Annotated in this window: 13 protein-coding genes and 1 pseudogene; 11 read left to right on the forward strand and 3 right to left on the reverse strand. The window is 68.6% G+C overall.

All coding sequences use genetic code 11. The features are described 5' to 3' along the window. Positions 1-78: 78 nt before the first annotated feature. Positions 79-510 (reverse strand): annotated as a pseudogene (locus tag BDI24065_RS25325) (GntR family transcriptional regulator); the annotation flags it as partial. Between the two features lie 218 nt (positions 511-728). Between BDI24065_RS25325 and glcD the strand changes: the two are divergent. From glcD to BDI24065_RS25365, 8 genes are all read left to right on the forward strand, one after another. Beyond that, positions 729-2,228, forward strand: a complete 1,500-nt coding sequence (glcD, locus tag BDI24065_RS25330) for a glycolate oxidase subunit GlcD (RefSeq protein ID WP_175033561.1) — start codon at positions 729-731, stop codon at positions 2,226-2,228. Beyond that, positions 2,228-3,304, forward strand: coding sequence for a glycolate oxidase subunit GlcE (glcE, locus tag BDI24065_RS25335; RefSeq protein ID WP_175033562.1), 1,077 nt, complete (start codon positions 2,228-2,230; stop codon positions 3,302-3,304). The genes glcD and glcE overlap by 1 nt, the downstream gene beginning before the upstream one ends. Before the next feature lie 24 nt (positions 3,305-3,328). Beyond that, positions 3,329-4,549 carry a glycolate oxidase subunit GlcF gene (gene glcF / locus BDI24065_RS25340; RefSeq protein ID WP_175033563.1) on the forward strand — a complete coding sequence of 407 codons (1,221 nt, stop codon included), beginning with the start codon at positions 3,329-3,331 and terminating at the stop codon, positions 4,547-4,549. Positions 4,550-4,569: 20 nt separating this feature from the next. After that, positions 4,570-4,974: a GlcG/HbpS family heme-binding protein gene (locus BDI24065_RS25345; RefSeq protein WP_175014904.1), complete on the forward strand. Its 405-nt coding sequence runs from the start codon at positions 4,570-4,572 to the stop codon at positions 4,972-4,974. Between the two features lie 42 nt (positions 4,975-5,016). Further along, positions 5,017-7,191, forward strand: a complete 2,175-nt coding sequence (locus BDI24065_RS25350; protein WP_175033564.1) for a malate synthase G — start codon at positions 5,017-5,019, stop codon at positions 7,189-7,191. 563 nt (positions 7,192-7,754) lie between these two features. Then, positions 7,755-9,317 carry a sensor domain-containing diguanylate cyclase gene (locus BDI24065_RS25355; RefSeq protein WP_175033565.1) on the forward strand — a complete coding sequence of 521 codons (1,563 nt, stop codon included), beginning with the start codon at positions 7,755-7,757 and terminating at the stop codon, positions 9,315-9,317. A gap of 157 nt (positions 9,318-9,474) precedes the next feature. Beyond that, positions 9,475-10,860 carry a cache domain-containing protein gene (locus tag BDI24065_RS25360; protein WP_175033566.1) on the forward strand — a complete coding sequence of 462 codons (1,386 nt, stop codon included), beginning with the start codon at positions 9,475-9,477 and terminating at the stop codon, positions 10,858-10,860. A 29-nt stretch (positions 10,861-10,889) separates the two neighbouring features. Then, positions 10,890-11,534 carry a response regulator gene (locus tag BDI24065_RS25365; protein WP_175033567.1) on the forward strand — a complete coding sequence of 215 codons (645 nt, stop codon included), beginning with the start codon at positions 10,890-10,892 and terminating at the stop codon, positions 11,532-11,534. Positions 11,535-11,588: 54 nt separating this feature from the next. On the opposite strand, the gene BDI24065_RS25370 is transcribed toward BDI24065_RS25365, so the two are convergent. Further along, a complete protein-coding gene (locus BDI24065_RS25370; protein ID WP_175033568.1) occupies positions 11,589-13,112 on the reverse strand; it encodes an MFS transporter in 1,524 nt (507 codons plus the stop codon). A gap of 144 nt (positions 13,113-13,256) precedes the next feature. On the opposite strand from BDI24065_RS25370, the gene BDI24065_RS25375 reads away from it, so the two are divergent. Continuing rightward, positions 13,257-13,895, forward strand: coding sequence for a TetR/AcrR family transcriptional regulator (locus BDI24065_RS25375; protein WP_175033569.1), 639 nt, complete (start codon positions 13,257-13,259; stop codon positions 13,893-13,895). Positions 13,896-13,977: 82 nt separating this feature from the next. On the opposite strand, the gene BDI24065_RS25380 is transcribed toward BDI24065_RS25375, so the two are convergent. Further along, positions 13,978-14,574, reverse strand: a complete 597-nt coding sequence (locus BDI24065_RS25380; RefSeq protein ID WP_175033570.1) for an MlaC/ttg2D family ABC transporter substrate-binding protein — start codon at positions 14,572-14,574, stop codon at positions 13,978-13,980. A 322-nt stretch (positions 14,575-14,896) separates the two neighbouring features. On the opposite strand from BDI24065_RS25380, the gene BDI24065_RS25385 reads away from it, so the two are divergent. Beyond that, positions 14,897-17,530 carry an MMPL family transporter gene (locus tag BDI24065_RS25385; protein WP_175033571.1) on the forward strand — a complete coding sequence of 878 codons (2,634 nt, stop codon included), beginning with the start codon at positions 14,897-14,899 and terminating at the stop codon, positions 17,528-17,530. Continuing rightward, complete coding sequence (locus BDI24065_RS25390; protein WP_175033572.1) at positions 17,523-18,497, forward strand: MlaA family lipoprotein; 975 nt, start codon at positions 17,523-17,525, stop codon at positions 18,495-18,497. The genes BDI24065_RS25385 and BDI24065_RS25390 overlap by 8 nt, the downstream gene beginning before the upstream one ends. Positions 18,498-18,523 lie beyond the last annotated feature (26 nt).

The raw sequence follows: 18,523 nt of genomic DNA on the forward strand, positions 1-18,523 counted from the left end.
CTCAAGGTCATGAACACGATATCTCTAACGCACCGCTCGCAAAGCCCGTTTACACCGTTCCCAAATTCAACAGCCTGCTAGATCCTGCGCATCGGCCGCGGTCATCTCCTCATAGCGGCGCTTGATCAGGATGAAATCGGCCGGCGTACCGCGCAGCGCGGCGAGCCGCGCGGCCTCCGTCTCGAGCATCCCGCGCACCTCGAACAGGTCGTACAGCGTGCGCGGCTGCGAGCCGAGCAGATGCATCATCGGCGTGATCTCGCGTTGCGGGGTCAGGCTCGCAACGAACGAGCCCTTGCCGTGCGTGGTGTCGATGATCCCGCGCGCCCGCAGCAGCTTCATCCCTTCACGCACTGCGGTGCGCGACACGCCGAGCTTCTCGGTCAGCCGCCGTTCGGACGGCAACGCCTGCCCGGCCTTCAGCACGCCGTCGACGATCAGCTTCTCGATGCGCTCGGCGACGACGTCGGCCACGTTCCGCGCCGGGCCCGCCTGTTCCTGCATTTCCATACTGGTATGACCACTTCGGAAGGATATCGGCGATTCTCCCACAAACCCTTGTTGCCATTCGGTTTTATGGCAGTCGGTACAGCCGCTTTCCGGCCCGTATCCAAAAACTGGTATGACCACGTTCACCACGTCTGGACACACGCGCGCCGCCCGCCAAGAATCCCTCCCTTCAGGCGTGCCGCGCATCGCGCAGCCGCCCGCATGGTGGAGACAACCCGATGAGTTTCATCTACGACGAACGGATCGACGGCCCGCTGGCGACCGTCGGCCGCGACACGCTCGTTGCCGCGCTCCACGCGGCGGCGCCCGGCCTCGACGTGCTGCACGAACGCGAGGCACTCAAACCGTTCGAATGCGACGGCCTCGCCGCGTACCGCACGGTGCCGCTCGCGGTCGTGCTGCCCGACACGGTCGAGCAGGTGCGCGCGGTGCTGCGCGTCGCGGCCGCGCTCGGCGTGCCGGTGGTCGCGCGCGGCGCGGGCACGGGCCTGTCGGGCGGCGCGATGCCGCTCGAAAAGGGCCTCCTGCTCGTGATGGCGAAGTTCAACAGGATTCTCGACATCGACCCCGATGCCGGCATCGCACGCGTACAGCCCGGCGTGCGCAACCTCGCGATCTCGCAGGCGGCTGCGCCACACGGCCTCTACTACGCACCCGATCCGTCGTCGCAGATCGCCTGCTCGATCGGCGGCAACGTCGCCGAGAACGCGGGCGGCGTGCACTGCCTGAAGTACGGGCTCACGGTGCACAACATCCTGAAGGTCGAGATCCTGACGATCGACGGCGATACGCTCACGCTCGGCGCCGACGCGCTCGACGCACCCGGTTTCGACCTGCTCGCGCTGTTCACCGGCTCGGAAGGGATGCTCGGCATCGTCACGGAAGTCACCGTGAAGCTGCTGCCGAAGCCGCCGAGCGTGAAGGTGCTGATGGCGAGCTTCGACGACGTCGCGGAAGCCGGCGCCGCGGTCGCGCGCATCATCGGCGCGGGGGTGATCCCCGGCGGCCTCGAGATGATGGACAACCTCGCGATCCGCGCGGCCGAGGATTTCATCCACGCGGGCTACCCGGTCGACGCGCAGGCGATCCTGCTGTGCGAGCTCGACGGCTCGCCGACCGATGTCGACGAAGACGTCGAACGCGTCGCCGCGCTGTTGCGCGACGCGGGCGCAACCGACATCCGCGTCGCACGCGACGAAGCCGAGCGCCAGCGCTTCTGGGCCGGCCGCAAGAACGCATTCCCGGCGGTCGGCCGCATGTCGCCCGACTACTACTGCATGGACGGCACGATCCCGCGCCGCGAGCTGCCGCGCGTGCTCGAAGGCATCGCCGCGCTGTCCGCCGAATACGGTCTGCCGGTCGCGAACGTGTTCCACGCGGGCGACGGCAACATGCACCCGCTGATCCTGTTCGACGCGAACCGGCCCGGCGAACTCGACCGCGCGGAAGCGCTCGGCGGAAAGATCCTGGAGCTGTGCGTCGCGGCGGGCGGCAGCATCACCGGCGAGCACGGCGTCGGGCGCGAGAAGATCAACCAGATGTGCGTGCAGTTCAACGCCGACGAAATCACGTTCTTCCACGCGGTGAAGGCCGCGTTCGATCCGCAGGGCCTGCTCAATCCCGGCAAGAACATCCCGACGCTGCACCGTTGCGCCGAATTCGGCGCGATGCACGTCCATCACGGCAAGCTGCCGTTTCCCGACCTGGAGCGCTTCTGATGCGACGCGACATCGAATCGATCGACGACAGCGCGGCGCTCGTCGCGCAGGTCGACGCGGCGATCCACGATCGCCAGCCGCTGCACATCCGCGGCGCCGGCACGAAGGCGTTCCTCGGCCGCCCCGTCGAAGGCCGCACGCTCGACGTGCGCACGCATCGCGGCGTCGTGTCGTACGACCCGACCGAACTCGTCGTCACCGCGCGCACGGGCACGCCGCTCGCCGATCTCGAAGCGATGCTCGACGCGGCCGGCCAGATGCTGCCGTGCGAGCCGCCGACGTTCAGCGGTGCGGCAACCGTCGGCGGCATGTTCGCGGCGGCGCTGTCGGGCCCGCGCCGCCCGTGGGCCGGCGCGGTGCGCGACTTCGTACTCGGCTGCCGCGTGATCACCGGCCACGCGAAACACCTGCGCTTCGGCGGCGAGGTGATGAAGAACGTCGCGGGCTACGACGTGTCGCGACTGCTCGCGGGCAGCTTCGGGTGTCTCGGCGTCGTGACCGAGGTATCGCTGAAGGTGCTGCCGAAGCCGCGTGCGACGGGCGACCTCGCATTGCCGCTTGCCGTGGACGAAGCCGTGCAGCGCATCGCCGCGTGGCGGCGCGCGGGGCTGCCGCTCGCGGGCGCATGCCACGCGGACGGCGTGCTGCGCGTGCGGATCGAAGGCGGCGAGGGCTCGGTGAAGGCCGCGCGCGACACGATCGGCGGCGAGCGCATGGACGATCGCGACGATGCGTTCTGGGCACGGCTGCGCGACCTCGCGCTGCCGTTCTTCGACGATCCGCGCCCGCTGTGGCGCGTGTCGGTGCCGGCCTCTGCACCGCTCGATGCACTGCCCGGCGCGCAGCTCGCCGACTGGGGCGGTGCACAGCGCTGGCTGAAGAGCGATGCCGCGCCGGACGACGTGCAGCGGTTCGCCGCGCAATGGGGCGGCCACGCGACCTGCTTCACGCCGGGCACGACGCGCGAGCCGTTCCAGCCGCTGCCGCCCGCGTTGTTGCGCGTGCACCGGCAGCTCAAGGCGCAGCTCGACCCGCATGCGATTTTCAATCCCGGCCGCCTGTACGCCGATTTCTGACGCGAACCCGATCCCGATCCGCCGATGCAAACCAATCTCAGCGAAGCAAGCAAGGCCCTTGCCCGGGCCGACGAAGCGGAAGCGATCCTGCGCGCATGCGTGCACTGCGGCTTCTGCAACGCGACCTGCCCGACCTACCAGGTGCTCGGCAACGAGCTCGACGGGCCGCGCGGGCGCATCTACCTGATCAAGCAGTTGCTCGAAGGCGAGCCGTGCGGCGAGCGCACCCAGCAGCATCTCGACCGCTGCCTGACGTGCCGCAACTGCGAGACGACCTGCCCGTCCGGCGTGCGCTATCACACGCTGCTCGACATCGGCCGCGCGGAGGCCGAGAAGCGTGTGCAGCGGCCGGCACGCGAGCGCCTGCTGCGTGCCGGGCTGCGTCACGTCGTGCCACGCCCGGCGACGTTCGCCGCGCTGCTGAAGGCCGGCCGCGCGCTGCGCCCGCTGCTGCCCGGCATGCTGCAGGACAAGATCCCGGCCGCCGTCCCCGCGGCCGCGCCGCGTCCGCCCGTACGTCACGCACGGCGCGTGCTGATGCTCGAAGGCTGCGTGCAACCGTCGCTGTCGCCGAACACCAATGCGGCCGCCGCGCGCGTGCTCGACCGGCTCGGCATCAGCGTGAGCCCGGCCCGCGAAGCCGGCTGCTGCGGCGCGACCGAATATCACCTGAACGCGCAGGACGCGGGCCTCGCCCGCGCACACCGCAACATCGACGCATGGTGGCCCGCGATCGAGGCCGGCGCGGAAGCGATCGTGCTGACGGCGAGCGGTTGCGGCGCGTTCGTCAAGGAATACGGCGACCTGCTGCGCTCCGACCCCGTCTATGCGGAGAAGGCGCGGCGCGTCAGCGCGCTCGCACGCGATCTCGCCGAGGTGATCGCGGCCGAGCCGCTCGACGCACTGGCCGGTTCGACCCCGCGCCGCATCGCGGTGCACTGCCCGTGCACGCTGCAGCACGCACAGCGCCTCGGCGGCGCGGTCGAGCGCATCCTGACGCAGCTCGGCTTCGATCTGACGAATGTCGCCGACGGCCATCTGTGCTGCGGCTCGGCCGGCACGTATTCGCTGACGCAGCCCGAGCTCGCGACGAAACTGCGCGACAACCGGCTCGATGCGCTCGAAGCCGCGCGGCCGGACCTGATTGTCACGGCCAACGTCGGCTGCCAGACTCACCTGAACGGCGCGGGCCGCACGCCCGTGCGCCACTGGATCGAGCTCGTCGACAACCATCTCGTCAACTGACCTGATTCCGGAGGAATGCCATGCAGACGAAACCCGAACTCGAACTCGCCGATGCCGACCGCATGCTCGCCGCCGCCCGCGCGGAAGCGGAACGCCACGGCTGGGCCGTATCGATCGCCGTCGTCGACGACGGCGGCCACCTGCTCGCGTTCGCGCGGCTGAACGGCGCGTCGCCGGCCAGCACCTACATCGCGCAGGACAAGGCGCGTGCGGCGGCGCTCGGCCGGCGCGAGACGAAGGCGTATGAGGATATGATCAACGGTGGCCGCACCGCGTTTCTCAGCGTGCCGCTGACGGGGTTGCTCGAAGGCGGCGTGCCGGTCACGGTCGGCGGCCGGATCGCGGGCGCGATCGGCGTGTCTGGCGTAAAGTCCGAACAGGACGCGCAGATCGCCCGCGCCGGCACACAAAGCGTCGCAGCGTAACCAGCCAAGCCGCGCGCGATTTTTTCCCCGGGAGGATTAACGATGATCGACCAAGCAGGACTGCAAGTCGCGCCAGCGCTGAGCCAGTTCATTGAAAACGAAGCGCTGCCGGGCACCGGCATCGACAAGGCCGCGTTCTGGAGCGGTTTCTCGGCCCTGGTGCACGACCTGGCGCCGCGCAACCGCGAACTGCTCGCGGAACGCGACCGCCTGCAGCAGGAACTCGACACCTGGCACCGCGCGCACCCCGGCCCCGTGCGCGACCACGCCGCGTATCGCGCGTTCCTCGAACAGATCGGCTACCTCGTGCCGGTCCCGTCGAACGTCGCGGCAGCCACCGCGAACGTCGACAGCGAGATCGCCACGCAGGCCGGCCCGCAACTCGTCGTGCCGCTGTCGAACGCGCGCTATGCGCTGAACGCCGCGAACGCGCGCTGGGGCAGCCTGTATGACGCGCTGTACGGCACCGATGCGCTGCCTGAAGACGGCGGCGCCGAACGCACCGCGACCTACAACCCGACGCGCGGCCAGCGCGTGATCGACTACGCGCGCAACGTGCTCGACAACGCGGCGCCGCTCGCGAGCGGTTCGCACCGCGACGCGCTGCGCTACCGCGTGCAGGACGGCCAGCTCGCCGTCGAAACCGCGAAGGGTGTCGTGCATCTCGCGCAGCCGGCGCTGTTCGTCGGCTACCAGGGCGCAGCCGATGCGCCGTCCGCGATCCTGCTGAAGCACAACGGCCTGCACCTCGAGATCCAGATCGACGCATCGACGCCGATCGGCCGCGCCGATCTCGCGAACGTGAAGGACGTCGTGCTCGAAGCCGCGGTCAGCACGATCATCGACTGCGAGGATTCGGTCGCGGCGGTGGACGCCGACGACAAGGTCCAGCTCTACCGCAACTGGCTCGGCCTGATGCAGGGCACGCTGGTCGAGGAAGTCGCGAAGGGCGGCAAGACCTTCACGCGCCGCCTGAACGCCGACCGCGAATACACCACGCCCGCCGGCGGCACGCTGTCGCTGCACGGCCGCTCGCTGCTGTTCGTGCGCAACGTGGGCCACCTGATGACCAACGGCGCGGTGCTCGACCGTGACGGCAACGAGATTCCGGAAGGCATCCTCGACGGCGTCGTCACGGTGCTGTGCTCGCTGCACGACCTGAAGGCGAAGCGCAACTCGCGCACCGGCTCGATCTACATCGTGAAGCCGAAGATGCACGGCCCGGTCGAAGTCGCGTTCGCCGATACGCTGTTCGCGCGCATCGAGGACCTGTACAACCTGCCGCGCAACACGCTGAAGATGGGCATCATGGACGAGGAGCGCCGCACCAGCGTGAACCTCGCCGCGTGTATCGCCGCAGCCGCCGCACGCGTGGCGTTCATCAACACCGGCTTCCTCGACCGCACCGGCGACGAGATGCACACCGCGATGGAAGCGGGCCCGATGATCCGCAAGGGCGACATGAAGTCGTCGGCGTGGATCCAGTCGTACGAGCGCAACAACGTGCTCGCCGGGCTGTCGGCCGGCCTGCGCGGCCGTGCGCAGATCGGCAAGGGCATGTGGGCGATGCCGGACCTGATGCACGCGATGCTCGAGCAGAAGATCGCGCATCCGCGCGCCGGCGCGAACACCGCCTGGGTGCCGTCGCCGACCGCCGCGACGCTGCACGCGCTGCACTACCACCTGGTCGACGTGCAGGCCGTCCAGCAAGAACTCGAAAAGACGCCGTACGCAAGCGAACGCGACACGCTGCTCGAAGGGCTGCTGACCGTGCCGGTCGTCGAGCGCGCCGCGTGGAGCGAGGCCGAGATCCTGAGCGAAGTCGAGAACAACGCGCAGGGCATCCTCGGCTACGTCGTGCGCTGGGTCGAACAGGGCGTCGGCTGCTCGAAGGTGCCCGACATCCACGACGTCGGCCTGATGGAAGATCGCGCGACGCTGCGCATTTCGAGCCAGCACATCGCGAACTGGCTGCGCCACGGCGTGATCACCGAGGCATTCGTGCTCGACGTGTTCAAGCGGATGGCGCGTGTCGTCGACCAGCAGAACGCCGGCGACCCGAACTATCGCCCGATGGCGCCCGGCTATGACCAGTCGACCGCGTTCAAGGCCGCGTGCGCACTCGCGCTGCAGGGCACGTCGCAGCCGAGCGGCTATACCGAGCCGCTGCTGCACCGGTTCCGGCTCGCGTTCAAGGCGCAACAGCACGGCGGATAAGCATGGGCGTGCGGGCTTCCGGCATACCGGAAGCCAGTATCCCTGCATCGCGAAACGGGCGGCCGCAACGGCCGCCCGTTTTCATTTTCGCGTTTGCCCGACCGTTGAAACGGATAATCGGCGCATATCGTTTGCGTTCATTTTTCGCGTTCGCGTGCCGTTAACCGGATGGAGTCGGCGGCAGCGTGCCGCGCGCAACGGCCCTTCGTCCCGCGAAGCCTTGCGCCACAACGCTCTGCCCGATATTCGCAAGCCCGGGAATGCACTGTAATTTGATCCGGATCAATGGTCTGCAACATTTTCCGCGCGTGCGGACGCGCGCGCTATACTCCGTTGAATTCGCGCCACCCGATTCGCCGAATCGTCGAATCGGCGCAGATGTCACCAGTGAATACTTGATTTACCGGTTTATCTGGCCGCGATTACCGATAATCGGTGTCCATTTTCTTCGCCGGCCGGCAGGAGGGCGTCGAAATGACCGCGTAACGAATCGCGGCCGGCAAGTCATACGAACAATCGCATCGGCCCGCCTCCCGGCGGCAATGCCCATCGATCCACCGACCATGGCAGAAACCGACTACGCAATGCCCAGCGAATCCGGCCTGACGCGCCGTGTCGCCGCTCATCTGCGCCGGTTCCTGCTGCCGCACCTGATCTTCTACACCGGGCTGCTGATCGCGCTGGTCCTGCTGCTCCTGTGCGGGATCGTGCTGTACCAGGGCCGGATCGACGCACGCGACCGCTCGGCCGCGATGCAGCAGAATCTCGCGCTGATGGCGTCATGGGACATCGAGCGCAACATCGAAATCTATTCGCTGTCGCTGCAGGCCGTCGTCGAAGGCGAGAACGACCCCGAGGTCGTCAAGCTGCCGATGCCGCTGCGCCGCCAGGTGCTGTTCGACCGCGCGACGACGGCGAAGTACCTCGGCGGCATCTACGTACTCGACGCGAAGGGCGACATCGAGGTCGACGGCAAGAGCGACGTGCCGCGCAAGGCCAACTTCGGCAACGAGCCGTACTTCACCGTGCACCGCGATCACCCTGACGTCGGCCTGTACGTCAGCCCGCCGTATCATTCGCGGCTGCGCGGCGGCTCGCCGAGCATCGCGCTCAGCCGGCGGATCACGCGGCCCGACGGATCGTTCGGCGGCGTCGCCGTGATGTCGATCCGGCTCGAATATTTCCAGAACCTGTTCTCGCGCCTGTCGCTGGGCGATCGCGGCTCGATCGCGCTGATCAACACCGATGGCAAGATGCTCGCCCGCGAGCCGTACGACCCGAAGATCGTCGGGCGCGACATCAGCCGCGCCAGCACGTTCCGGCGCTTCATGACCGCCAGCGAAGGCAGCTTCGCCGATACCGCGTCGATCGACGGCGTGCGGCGCCTGTACGTGTTCCGGCACCTCGACCACCTGCCGCTCATCATCATGATCGCGCGCTCGGAAGCGGATACCTACGCCGCGTGGTACGACCGTGCGATTCCGATCGGCTCCGCGATGGCGGCGCTCGCGATCGGCTTCGTCGGCCTGTCGCTGCTGCTCGACGTGCAGCTGCGCAAGCGCCATCGCGCGGAAACCGAGCTGCAGGCACTCGCGCGCACGGACGGCCTCACGGGCCTCGACAACCGCCGGATGCTCGACGTCACGCTCGCGCGCGAATGGCGCCGTGCCGCGCGCTCGCAGCACGCGCTGTCGCTGCTGTTCATCGACGTCGACTACTTCAAGCGCTACAACGACACGCAAGGGCACCAGGCCGGCGACGACGCGCTAGCCGCGGTCGGCCACTGCATCGCGGGCTGCCTGCGCCGCCCGGCCGACTACGCAGCGCGCTACGGCGGCGAAGAGTTCGTCGTGGTGCTGCCCGACATCGACACGGACGGCGCGGTGACGATCGCCGAGGCGATCCGCACGGGCATCCTCGATCTCGGCATCCGGCACGACGCCGGCACGTCCGGCCGCCTGACGGTGAGCATCGGCGTGACGACCAGCTATCCCGAACACGACGACGACATGCAGGGCGCGCTGAAGCTCGCCGACGACGCGCTGTATCGCGCGAAGGAAGGCGGGCGCAACCGCATCGTCGTGCACACGGCCGCGTCCGGCGGCCTCACGGCACGGCAGGCCTGAGCGGCCGGAAGCCCACGCCCCCGAGCAGCGGCAGGGCGGCCGCCGGGCCGCCATCGCCGCCCGTGCGCAAAATCGCCGACAATGTCGCCTCGACTCGCCTCCGCACGGCTGACGCGCCCGGCCGCCCCGCGCGGGTGCGCGGCCGCTTCGCACCACCATGAGACTCAAGGCAAAGATCTTCCTTCTGGCCATCGTGCCGTTCCTGCTCGCGATCGCCGGCATCGGCTTCGGCGTGCGCCAGCAGGCGACGTCCCTCGCGCGCACCCAGCACGCGACGATCCAGGCCGCGTACCTGTCGAGCAAGGAAGTCGAGCTGAAGCACTACGTCGAGCTCGCGACGAGCGCGATCATGCCGCTCTACGACGCGAGCGGCCGCAACGCGCGCGACGACGCGATGCTGCGCATGCAGGCGCTCGCGATGCTGCAGAAGATGGATTTCGGCCCGGACGGCTATTTCTTCGTGTACGACCTGCACGGCAATTCGCTGATGCATCCGCGCGAGCCCGAGCGCGTCGGCCACAACTACTGGTCGATGCGCGACCCGCAGGGCGCGCTGACGATCCAGAAGCTGATCGGCGCGGCGTCGAGCGGCGGCGGCTACGTGCGCTACGCATGGCAGCGGCCGTCCACGGGCCGCGTCGCGCCGAAGCTCGGCTACGTCGTCGCGCTCGAACGCTGGGGCTGGATGGTCGGCACCGGCATCTATCTCGACGACGTCGACACCGCGCTGCAGCGCATCGACGCGCGCGCGTCCGCGAACATCGAACGCACGATGAGCTGGCTCACCGCGATCGCGCTCACCGGCGCGGCGGCGATCGTCGTGTGCGCGCTGGTGCTGAACGTCAGCGAGTCGCGCAGCGCCGACGCGAAGCTCAAGCTGCTCGCGCAGCGCGTGGTCGAGTCGCAGGAACAGGAGCGGGCGCGGCTGTCGCGCGAGCTGCATGACGGGATCAGCCAGATGATGGTGTCGGCGAAGCTGATGCTCGAATCCGCGCTCGCACGCTTCGAACGCGGCACGGCGCGCATGCCCGAGGCCGAGCAGGCGCTGACATCGGGCGTCGTGCGGCTCGGCGACACGCTGCGCGAAGTGCGGCGCATCTCGCATGCGCTGCGTCCCGCGATGCTCGACGATCTCGGCCTCGCGGCCGCACTCGAACAACTGGTCCGCGAGCTCGGCGCCGAAAGCGGCATCGATATCGGCTATACGCAGGTCGCGCACAGCGGCACCCGGCCGCTGCCCGCGGCGGTCAACACCGCGCTGTTCCGGATCGCGCAGGAAGCGCTCAGCAACATCGTGCATCATGCGCAGGCGTCGCGCGCGGCCGTCACGCTCGACGTCGGCGCGCACGCCGTCACGCTGACCATCGCCGACAACGGCTGCGGCTTCGACGCCGAACGCTCGCAGGCCGACGCGCGCCGCGGCATCGGCCTGCGCAACATGCGCGAGCGCCTCGACGCGCTCGGCGGCATGCTGACGATCACGTCGCAGGTCGGCCACACGATCGTCGCCGCGCGCGTGCCGCTGCCCGGCACCGCGTCATGACGCGCCCCACAACAGGAGACCTTTCACGCATGAGCGCCCCCGACACCGCCCGGTCCGTCGCCCGACTGCTGCTCGTCGACGATCACCCGCTCGTGCGCGACGGCTTGCGGATGCGGCTCGAAGCGGCCGACCTGTCCGTGGTCGGCGAAGCCGGCAACGCCGACGAAGCGCTCGCGCTCGCCGCGTCGCTCGAACCCGATCTCGCGCTGATGGACGTCGGCATGAACGGGATGAACGGCATCACGCTCGCGGGCGTGTTCCACGAACGCTTTCCGGGCATCCGCGTGCTGATGCTGTCGATGCACGACAACATCGAATACGTGACGCAGGCCGTGCGTGCCGGCGCGAGCGGCTACCTGCTGAAGGATTCGCCCGCGAGCGAGATCGTGCGTGCGATCGGCGTGGTGCTGGCCGGCCAGACGTTCTTCAGCGAAGGGCTCGCCGCGCGGATGATCCATGCGAGCGCAACCGCGTCGCCGCTCGACCGGTTGACGCCGCGCGAACGCGACATCCTCGATGCGCTGGCCGAGGGCCTGTCGAGCAAGCAGATCGCGCAGCAGACGGGGCTGTCGGTGCGCACGGTCGAGACGCACCGGCTCAACTTGAAGCGCAAGCTGGAGATCGAAGGGCAGGCCGAGCTGATCAAGTTCGCGGTGGAGCATCGGCGAAAGTAGGCACACCCGACGGACGCCGCGATCCGCTGCGCAACGCGCGTCCGGCGCGCCACATCATTCCGGCTGCGAAGCCGTCACGCATGTCGCCGTTGCATGCCCCGCTTGCTGCTTCGTCTCACGCCGCGTCATCAACATCGCCGCGATCGCAATACTGAGGATTCCGGAACACAAGACCGCGATCGAAAACCCGTGCGCCATCGCATCCCGATACGCACCGAGCAGCGTCGGTTGCCCCGCCGCAAAGACATGTTCCATCACCGCCTGCCGCGCGAGCGTATCCGCCTGCGCGCTGCCGGCCGCCTGCATCACGGCCGTCATCCGGTGCAGCGCACCGACGCTCATCATGCTGCCGAGCACGGCGATGCCCATGCTCATCCCGGTCTGGCGCAACGCGTTCATCGTCGCCGACGCCATGCCCGCGCGTTCGGCCGGCGCCAGCTCCATCACGGTCATGCCGGTCGCGGGCACCGCGAGCCCCATGCCGACCCCGAGCACCGCCAGCGCGATGCCGACCGGCACATACGGCGTGCCCGCGCCGAAGCCGGCCATGACCGCGAGCATCGCGCCGATCAGGCCGTACCCGGCCACCATCAGCGTGTGCAACGGCATGCGCGCCGCGATGCGCCCGAACAGCATCGACGTGATCGCCGTCATCACGAACTGCGGCATCAGTTGCCAGCCGGCCTCGGCGGGCGTGCGCCCCTGCGCCTGCTGCAGGAACAGCGACAGGAAGAACAGGCTGCTGTACCCCGAGAACCCGAGCACGAACGACGCAAGATTGGCGCGCACCAGCCGCCGGTCGCGAAACAGCCAGACCGGCAGCAGCGGCCGCTCGACACGCGTCTCGACCCGCACGAACGCGACGAACGCCACCGCGGCGCCCGCCAGCGGCGCGAGCACCTTCACGGGCGACGCGCCGGCTTCGCCGATGCCGATCAATCCGTACGTGAGCAACCCGAGCCAGACCACGCTCAGCGCCTGGCCGAGCGGATCGAACGCCGCATGCTGCGGATGCCGGCGCTCCGGAATGCCCCATGCGCCGAGCAGCACGGCCACAATGCCGATCGGTACGTTGACGAGGAAGATGTTCTGCCATCCGCCATGCTCGACGAGCAAGCCGCCCGCGAGCGGCCCGAGGATCAGCGCGAGTGCGCTGAACGCCGACCATCCGCCGATCGCGCGGGCGCGCTCGCGTGCATCGGGAAACGCATGCGTGAGGATCGGCATCGCGCCCGGTATCAGCAAGGCACCGGCGAGCCCCTGGATCGCGCGCCCGATCAGCAACGGCTCGATGCCGCCCGCGCATGCGCAGACCACCGACCCGGCCGTGAACAGGATCACGCTGGCGAGCCACACGCGCTTGTGCCCGTAGCGATCGCCGAGCGGCCCGGCCGACAGCATGAATGCGGACAACGCGAGCGCATACGCATTGACGACCCACTGAAGGCCGCCGATATCGGTATCGAGCGCCGTCTGCAGCGTCGGCAACGCGACGTTGACGATGCTGATGTCGAGCGTGGCGAGAAAGGTGCCGAGACAGGCGGCCAGGACGAGTGCGGCGCGACGGTAGCGAGGCATGGAGGTCAGCCCTTCACGGGCATCGAGATGAGAATGATTCTCATCATATATATTGACTGACCGTCGGTCAATGGATTGCGTTGGCCGTGAGCAGGGTGCTGGCCTAAACTGCGGGCTTTGCACGAACGGGCGTCGAGCCGCGCGATGACGGACAGGACCAAGGCAGGACTCAGGACAGTGAAAGACGACGCGCCGGCAGGCAAGCCGCGCACGAAGCCGGCGGAAGTGCGCCTCGAGGAACTGATGGCGGCAGCCGAGACGCTGTTCCTCGCGCAGGGCGTGGAAGCGACGACCATCAGCGAGATCGTCGAGCACGCGCAGGTCGCGAAAGGCACGTTCTATCACTACTTCGAATCGAAGTCCGACATGCTCGCCGCGCTCGCGCAGCGCTACACGTCGTCGTTCCTCGAGCGCCTGCAGCACGCGGTGGACGCGTGCGGCACCGACGACTGGCTCGCTCGCCTGCGCGCGTGGATCCGCGCCAACATCGAAACCTATGCGGCGACCTACCGCACGCACGACATCGTCTACACGAACCACCATCACCACGATCGCGCGAATGCCGACAAGAACGCGATCCTCGAGCAGCTCGGCGCGATTCTCGACGGCGGGGCACGGGCCGGTACCTGGCGGCTCGCGCACCCGCAAGTCACCGCACTGCTGATCTATGCAGGCGTACACGGCGCGACCGATCACATCATCGCGGCGCCGGACACGGATCGCGCCGCGTTCGTCGACGCGGTGGTCGACGATTGCCTGCGGATGCTCGGCGTCGGCACATGAAGCACGCCGTCAACGCACGGCCATGAAAAAGGGCGCCCGAGGGCGCCCTTCGTGCATCCGGACTGCAGCCTGGCAGCGGCCGTCAGTTCGTCCGCGAATTGTGCTTCTGCAGGTACGCGATCAGCCCGTCGATCCCGCCCGATGTGAGCTGGCTCTTGAACTGCCCCTGGTAGACCTGGATCAGCCAGGCACCCGACATGTCGATGTCGTAGATCTTCCAGTCGTTGCCGACCTTGCCGAGACGATAGCCGACCGACTGGCTGTCGCCCGGCGTCGTGACCGTCGACTGCACCAGCGCGTCGGCGCCCGACGCGCCGCCGGCCTTGAACGAGAACTTCGCGTCCTGGCTGCCGAGCTGCGCGAGCGACGCCGCGTAGGTGCGCGTCATCAGCAGCTTGAACTGCTTGTACAGCTCCTGCTGCTGTTGCGGCGTGGCCTGCTTCCATGCGTCGCCGACCGCGATGCGGGTCGTGCGCTCGAAGTTGGTCGCGGGCAGGAAGCGCTGCTCGACGACCTGCGTGACTTTCGCCATGTCACCGCCGCGTGCGGCCGGATCGGCCTTCATCGCGGTAACGGTGCCCTCGACCGCATTGCGGACGATATCGACCGGCGCGCTCTGCGCGAAAGCGGAAACCGACACGGCGGCCGCCGCGACGAAAGCAAACAGATGACGTTTCATACGAATATCGCTCGATGAGAAAAAACGACCGGTTCATTGCACCGGCCGACGATGCAAAGTATACCGGGCCTGACGCCTCGGTGTGCCGCCGTGACCGACTGTTACCTTTCAGCTTCCTTTGTCACAGGCGTGCAGGGCGCGTCGAAGCAGCGCGGCGCCGATTATGTAAATATCCCCTTACCAACCCGCCGGCCATCGGTATCGATTCCGCCGCTGCGAACAAATCTCCTTCCCTCCCCAAAACCCCCAACGTCACGACCGCCGCCACGCCGCGCCGGTATACTTGGCTACTTTGCCCTTGCCAGCCGCTCCCCACCGCCACATGGTGACATCTCTCATCGTCCGACTCGTTGCATGGTCGGTGCGACGCCCCGTTTGGGTCGTCGTCCTGTCGCTCGTCATCGCCGCGCTCAGCGGCGTCTATGTCGCGCAGCATTTCAAGATCAACACCGATATCAGCAAGCTCGTCGACGCGGAACCGCAGTTTGCCGCGCTCGGCCAGGCCGTCGATAAAGCGTTCCCGCAACGCAACGGCACGATCCTCGCGGTCGTCGAAGCCCCTGCGCCCGAATTCGCGAATGCCGCCGCGCAGGCGCTGACCGAAGCACTGCAGAAGGATGCCGACGCCGGCCGCATCGGCCAGGTCGCCGAGCCCGGCGGCGGGCCGTTCTTCGAGCACAACGGGCTGCTGTTCCTGTCGCCGCAGGAAGTCACCGATACGACCTCGCAGCTCGCGAGCGCGCGCCCGCTCGTCAACGAACTCGCGAAGAACCCGAGCCTGACCGGGCTCGCGACCACGCTGTCCACCACGCTCGGCCAGCCGCTGCTGACCGGCCAGGTGAAACTGTCCACGATGGCGAAGCTGCTCTCGCGCAGTGCCGCGACGGTCGACGACGTGCTGGCCGGCAAGCCGGCCGCGTTCTCGTGGCGTGCGCTGGTCGACAACGATGCGGCGCGGCAGCCCGCGCGCGCGTTCGTCACCGTGCAGCCCGTGGTCAACTACGGCGCGCTGAAGGCCGGTGCGGAAACCAGCCAGGTGATCCGCGACGCGGCCCGTTCGATCGATCTCGAGAAGCGCTACGGCGCGGTCGTGCGCCTGACCGGCGAACAGCCGCTCGCCGACGACGAATTCGCGTCGGTCGAGGATGGCGCGGCGCTCAACGGCGTCTTCACGCTGCTCGCCGTGCTCGTCATCCTGTGGCTGGCGCTGCGCTCGAAGCGGATGATCGGCTCGGTGCTCGTCACGCTGTTCGTCGGCCTCGTCGTGACCGCCGCGCTCGGCCTCGCGATGGTCGGCTCGCTGAACATGATCTCGGTCGCGTTCATGGTGCTGTTCGTCGGCCTCGGCGTCGACTTCTCGATCCAGTACGGCGTGAAGTACCGCGAGGAGCGCTTCCGCGATCCGCGTATCGACCACGCGCTGATCGGCGCCGCGCACTCGATGGGCATGCCGCTCGCGCTGGCCACCGCGGCCGTCGCGGCGAGCTTCTTCTCGTTCATCCCCACCGCCTATCGCGGCGTGTCCGAGCTCGGCCTGATCGCGGGCGTCGGGATGTTCGTCGCGCTGCTCACCACGCTCACGCTGCTGCCCGCGCTGCTGCGCCTGTTCGCGCCGCCGGGCGAATCGAAGACGCCGGGCTTCCCGTGGCTCGCGCCGGTCGACGATTACCTCGATCGCCATCGCAAGCCGATCCTGATCGGCACGCTCGTGGTCGTGGTCGGCGCGCTGCCGCTGCTCGCGTTCCTGCGCTTCGACTTCAACCCGCTGCACCTGAAGGATCCGAACAGCGAATCGATGGCGACGCTGCTCGCGCTGAAGGATTCGCCGGAAGCCGCCGTCAACGACGTCACGCTGCTCGCGCCGTCGCTCGCGGAGGCCGACGCGGCCGCGAAGCGCCTCGACGCGCTGCCCGAAGTCGGCCGCACGACCACGCTGTCGACCTTCATCCCCGCCGACCAGCCGGCCAAGCGCGCGGCGATCGCCGCGGCCGCGAGCGACCTGCTGCCCGCGCTGACGCAGCCGCCCGCGCCGCCCGCGACCGACGCGCAGCGCGTCGCCGCACTCAAGCGCGTGTCGGACCTGCTGAGCTACGCGGCAGAAGATCATCCGGGCCCGGGCGCGGCCGCCGCACAGCACCTGTCCGCGTCGCTCGCGAAGCTCGCCGCCGCGGACGCCGCGACGCGCGACCGTGCCGAGCGTGCGTTCTCCGATACGCTGCGCATCGCGCTCAACCAGCTTGCGTCGCTGCTGCAGCCGCAGGACATCACGCGCGAATCGCTGCCGCCGCAGCTCGTGCGCGACTGGGTCGCGCCGGACGGCCATGCGCTCGTGCAGATTTCGCCGAAGGTGCCGAAGGGCGTCGACCCGAACGACGACACGATGCTGCGCCGCTTCGCGAAGACCGTGAAGGCCGCGGAGCCGGGCACGACCGGCGGGCCGATCTCGATCCTGCATTCGGCCGACACGATCATCAACGCGTTCCTGCATGCGGCGCTGTGGTCGATCATCTCGATCACGATCCTGCTGTGGATCACGCTGCGCCGCTTCGGCGACGTGCTGCGCACGCTGGTGCCGCTGCTCGTGTCGGGCGTCGTGACGCTCGAACTGTGCGTCGTGCTCGGCATGCCGCTCAACTTCGCGAACATCATCGCGCTGCCGCTGATGCTCGGCGTCGGCGTCGCGTTCAAGGTGTATTTCGTGATGGCGTGGCGCGCGGGGCAAACCGGGTTGCTGCACTCGAGCCTCACGCATGCCGTCCTGTTCAGCGCCGCGACGACGGCGACCGCATTCGGCAGCCTGTGGCTGTCGCACCACCCGGGCACGTCGAGCATGGGCAAGCTGCTCGCGCTGGCCCTGACCTGCACGCTGATCGGCGCCGTGGTGTTCCAGCCCGTCCTGATGGGCAAACCGCGCGTCAAACGCGCCAAGAACCAATCGCAAGGAATCAATGAATAAGGTGCGAATCATTGCGGCGACCGTTGCCGCCAGCGCAGCGCTGTCCGGCTGCGCGACGGGACCGAACCGCAACCCCAACGACCCGCTCGAGCCGATGAACCGGGCGATGTACAAGTTCAACGACACCGTCGACACGAACATCGCGCAGCCGATCGCGAAGGGGTACCAGAAGGTCACGCCGACGCCCGTGCGCACCGCGATCAGCAACTTCTTCTCGAACCTCGGCGACCTCGGCAACATCGCGAACAACCTGCTGCAGCTGCGCATCACCGATGCCACCGAGGATCTGATGCGCGTGGCGATGAACTCGGTGTTCGGCGTCGCCGGCCTGATCGACATCGCGACGCCGGCCGGGCTGCCGAAGCATCACCAGGACTTCGGCCTGACGATGGCGCGCTGGGGCGTGCCGTCGGGCCCGTACCTCGTGCTGCCCGTGTTCGGGCCGAGCACGATCCGCGACGGCGTCGGCCGCGCGGTGGACGTGCGCTTCAACCTGCTGAACTACATCGAGCCGGCCGCGCGCAATCCGATGTACATCGCGCAGTTCATCAGCGCGCGCTCGGACCTGCTCGGCGCGACCGACCTGCTGAAGCAGGCCGCGCTCGATCCGTATTCGTTCGTGCGCGACGCGTACCTGCAGCAGCGCAAGTCGCTGACGTATCGCAGCCAGTCGTCGTCGGCCACGCTGCCGACTTACAACGAACCGGGTGAATCGGGCGCCGTGCCGGCCACGACGCCGGCCGTGCCGGGGTTGCCGAACTACGAGGATCCGGGCGACTCGGGCGGCGCTTCGGGCACCACGCCGAACAACGCGCCGGCCGCGCCGGGGCTGCCGCAGTACGACGATCCGGGCGCGGACAACGCGATGCCCGCGAGCGCGCCTGCTGCGGCTTCGGCCGCTGCGCCGGCTGCGGCATCGGCCGCTGCACCCGCGACGCCTGCGAGCGCTCCGGCCGCGCAGAAGTAACGCTGCAACGGCCGTCGCCGCAAAGA

Origin of the sequence: Burkholderia lata, from assembly GCF_902499025.1 — a bacterium.
Classification (GTDB): Bacteria; Pseudomonadota; Gammaproteobacteria; order Burkholderiales; family Burkholderiaceae; genus Burkholderia; species Burkholderia lata_C.